At 66.4% G+C, this 3,849-nt stretch carries 3 protein-coding genes and 1 pseudogene; 2 read left to right on the top strand and 2 right to left on the bottom strand.

Annotation, left to right across the window (positions count from 1 at the left end; translation table 11 throughout):
- Both P3W97_RS02750 and P3W97_RS02745 read right to left on the bottom strand, forming a co-directional pair.
- Positions 1-348, bottom strand: a pseudogene (locus tag P3W97_RS02750) (hypothetical protein); the annotation flags it as partial.
- Positions 349-800: 452 nt separating this feature from the next.
- Positions 801-998: a heavy-metal-associated domain-containing protein gene (locus P3W97_RS02745; protein ID WP_300843552.1), complete on the bottom strand. Its 198-nt coding sequence runs from the start codon at positions 996-998 to the stop codon at positions 801-803.
- Positions 999-1,064: 66 nt separating this feature from the next.
- Between P3W97_RS02745 and P3W97_RS02740 the strand changes: the two genes are divergently transcribed.
- Together P3W97_RS02740 and P3W97_RS02735 are read left to right on the top strand one after the other, a co-directional pair.
- On the top strand, positions 1,065-3,380 hold the full coding sequence (locus tag P3W97_RS02740; RefSeq protein WP_300843549.1) for a cation-translocating P-type ATPase: 2,316 nt from the start codon (positions 1,065-1,067) through the stop codon (positions 3,378-3,380).
- Positions 3,381-3,489: 109 nt separating this feature from the next.
- A partial coding sequence (locus tag P3W97_RS02735) for a hemerythrin domain-containing protein (RefSeq protein ID WP_300843547.1) occupies positions 3,490-3,849 on the top strand: 360 nt, incomplete at its 3' end.

The following is a 3,849-nucleotide window of genomic DNA, read 5'->3' as shown; positions in this document are numbered from 1 at the left end:
TTGCGCCACAGGGGCCTGCCCCTCGCCCATGAGCAAGCCGCATTCACGCAGGGCCGTTTGCCAGCCTGCGGGTCCCCCGTGGAAGGCCAGCGGTCGCAGGCCGATGCGCTGCAGTCCATCCAGCAGGGCTTGGCGCTCCAGTGGTGTGGGGCCACGGTCTGCCCCTGTCCACGCCGACAAATCCAGCAAGACGGGATCGTCTTCGAAAAAACCTGGCGCGTCGCCGTAGCGTTGCTCCAGTTCCGACAACGCCGCGTCCACATCCGGGCCGCGCAGGCGGGCCACCACCAAGGGCATTTGGCCGTGGCGGATTTCGATGGCAGGGGGTGACAAGGGCGTGCTGGACATGGGGCATGTTCTCGGTGCGCATCTTAGCAGCGCAGGGCAGCGGATCGACCCTTACGCGCGGCGGGCATGCCAGACCATGCTTGGCGTTGTTCTCCTTTTTCTTTGTGATCGTCATGACGGGTAGTCGTGGTAGCTAGAAATGCGCGGTTATCCGTGGACAAGCGAAGATTTTTTCGACGTGACAAGCACTTACATCGTTCATGACTCTGTGAGTGCCTTCCGCATGAGCGCCGGGATGGATGCGAACAACCCAGGCGAACATCGCTCAGTCTGTGAATAACGGCTGGCTTGTCCCATTTTTTTGCACAGGTTTGTACAAAACGCGGTTCAGCCTCTGCCGTGGCCCAGACGCGACAACGCCCCGGCCGCAGGGACGGACGAGGCGAAGCAAAGAAAAAAGGGGAGGAAAGCAAGGCGGGGCGAGCTGTAAAGGCCCGCCCCAGTGCTGCCGGTCAGTCCACGACGGTGTAACCCTCGTACCGGATGGCGTCGGCCAGTGCGGTGTGGGGTTGTTGCGATTCGACTTCGACGCGCTGGGCGTCCAGATCAACCTGAACCGTGGCTTGCGGATCGAGCGCGCGGACGGCCTGGGTGATCGCCCGGACGCAATGACCGCACGACATGCCCGTGACAGTAAAAATGTGTTTCATGGCGTTGGAGGAGTGGATCGATCGGTTCATCATACGCCGCCGGGGTTGCTGCGGCATACTCGGTCTATGGCGGAAGGACTCACCTCGGCAGCATCCCGGCTGGACACCCCGGTCGAAGCCGGGGCCAGCGGGCAATGCGATCTGGGTATCGGGGGCATGACCTGTGCGTCGTGCGTAGCGCGGGTGGAGCGGGCGCTGCAGCGTGTGCCTGGCGTCACCCACGCCAGTGTCAACCTGGCCACGGAAACCGCCCGTCTACAGTGGTGCACCGATGCCGAGCATGAGGCCGAACTGCTCGCCCGCTTGCAGCGCGCCGTGCGCGACGCCGGCTACGAGCCACGGCCGTTGGCGAGCAGCGACGACGACGAGGCGCAGGCCCGGCAGGCCTTACGACGCGAGGGCGTGTGGGTGCTGGTCGGGGGCGTGCTCTGCGTGCCGCTGGTGTTGCCGATGATCGCCATGGTGTTCGGCGTGCACCTGATGGTGCCGGCATGGTGGCAGTTTCTACTGGCTACCCCAGTGCAGTTTGGGCTGGGTGCGCGGTTTTACCGCGCCGGCTGGCACGCCCTGCGCAGTGGCAGCGGCAACATGGAACTGTTGGTTGCGCTGGGGACGACCGCCGCCTGGGGCATGAGTGTCTGGCTTTGGTGGCACACGCCGCTCGAAGAGATGCCCCATCTCTATTTCGAGACCAGCGCGGTCGTGATCACGCTGGTGCGTCTGGGCAAGTGGCTGGAGGCGCGTGCCAAGCGCCGCACCAAGGCGGCGATCCGCGCATTGCAGACGCTGCAGCCAGCGGTGGCGCATTTGTTGCCCGATGGGGTACACCGCGAAACGATGCAGGATGTCCCCGTTGCCGAACTGCTGATCGGCGACCGGGTGCTGGTGCGCGCGGGCGAACGTATCCCGGCCGATGGCATCGTGGAGCAGGGCTGCACCCAGGTGGACGAATCCATGCTCACTGGTGAGCCAGTGCCGGTCGCCAAGGCAGTGGGAGACACCGTGACCGGCGGCAGCCTCAATGGCGATGGATCGATCGAACTGCGGGTCACCGCGACCGGTGCGCAATCGGTGTTGCAGCGCATCATTGCCATGGTGCAAGATGCGCAGGCCCACAAGGCACCCGTGCAGCGGCTGGTGGATCGGGTGGCGGCGGTGTTTGTCCCGATGGTGGTGTTGGTCGCTGTGGCCACCGGGGTCTTGTGGATCACGGTCGGGGGTGCCGATGGCGAGCAGGCCGTGCTCCATGCGGTGGCGGTACTCGTCATTGCTTGTCCGTGTGCGCTGGGGCTGGCCACCCCCACAGCCCTCATGGCGGGGACGGGGGCGGCGGCGCGCCACGGTATTTTGATCAAGGATGCCGAGGCCCTGGAGGTCGCCCAACGTGTGCGCACCGTGGCCTTCGACAAGACGGGCACCCTCACCGTCGGACATCCGCGCTTGGTTGCCTTGGTGCCCGCCCCCGGTGTGGACGAAGCGGCTGCGCTGCGCACGGCGGGCGCGTTGCAGCTGGGCAGCAGCCATCCGCTGGCCAAGGCGGTCTTGGCCGCATTGGGCAACGCCCTGCCGACGCCGGCCCGTGATATCCAGACGGTGCCGGGTCGCGGGGTTCAAGGCACTGTCGAAGGCGCGACGCTGGCCCTGGGCAGCCCAGGCTGGATGGCGGATTTGGGTTGCCCGCTGCAGCCAGGGGCAGGGCTGCCGGACGCTTGGGCCTTGGCCATGGCCGAGCAGCAAGCGGCGGGTGCCACGCTGGCCGTGCTGGCTTGGGGCAAGGATGGCACCTGGCGCCCATTGGCGCTGCTGGCCTTTGCCGACGAGCCCAAACCCGGGGCTGCCCAGGCCATTGCCGAATTGCGCGCGCGGGGTCTGAACCTGGTCATGATCTCTGGTGACCAGCGGGCGGCCGCCGAGGCCATGGCGCGGCGTCTGGGCTTGCGGCCCGAGGTTGGCGAGGTCGAAGCCGAGGTGTTGCCGGCTGACAAAGCCGCCGTGGTGCGGCGTTGGCAAGGGCGCGCTGGCGCAGTGGCGATGGTAGGCGACGGCGTCAACGATGCGCCAGCGCTGGCGGCGGCCGATGTGGGCATTGCCATGGGTAACGGCACCGACATCGCCATGCACGCCGCCGGCATCACGCTGCTGCGCGGCGACCCAGCGCTGGTACCTGCGGCGTTGGAGATTTCGGCGCGCACGGTCCGCAAGATCCGGCAGAACCTGTTTTGGGCTTTCGTCTACAACGTCGCGGGGATTCCGCTGGCGGCCCTGGGCGTGCTGGACCCGATGTTCGCCGGCGCAGCGATGGCGGCCAGCTCGGTCAGCGTGGTATCGAATGCCTTGTGGTTGACGCGCTGGCGCCCCGCCCAAGGGGTCGGGGCTCCCTAGCCGAACCCCGTTCTTGATGTGCGTCAAGATATGGGGGGCCTTTTGGCGGCATGCTCGGTCGGCGTCGGTCTGAGGACCGATGGACCCTGTTTCGGGCAGGAGGCCACCCATGCACCCCTCGAGCGCTTTGCGCACCATCCGTGATGAGCACGCGGCCTTGGGCGCCATGTTGCAGTCCTTGCTGTGGCTGGTTCGCCGTGGACCGGACGAAGACCGAGCGCGCTTTTTCGACACGCTGCGCGCGATGCTGTTTTACATCGACGAATTTCCGGAGCGGCTGCACCATCCGAAAGAGTCCGATCTGCTCTTTCCGCGCGTGGCCAAGCGTGAACCGGCGCTGCTTTCGGTCATTGCCCAACTGGAGCAGGACCACATGAAGGGCGAGTCGCAGGTGCGCGATTTGCAACACCGCCTGCTGGCCTGGGAATGGCTAGGCGACAGCCGACAGGCCGATTTTGTCGAGGCCTGC

It is taken from the genome of Tepidimonas sp. (assembly GCF_029335975.1).
Lineage (GTDB): Bacteria > Pseudomonadota > Gammaproteobacteria > Burkholderiales > Burkholderiaceae_C > Tepidimonas.
This window is presented reverse-complemented; position numbering and strand designations above follow the sequence as displayed.

Coding starts and splice junctions, on each gene's coding strand:
- P3W97_RS02740 (WP_300843549.1), top strand. CDS start 1,065: ATGGCGGAAGGACTCACCTCGGCAGCATCCCGGCTGGACACCCCGGTC.
- P3W97_RS02745 (WP_300843552.1), bottom strand. CDS start 998: ATGAAACACATTTTTACTGTCACGGGCATGTCGTGCGGTCATTGCGTC.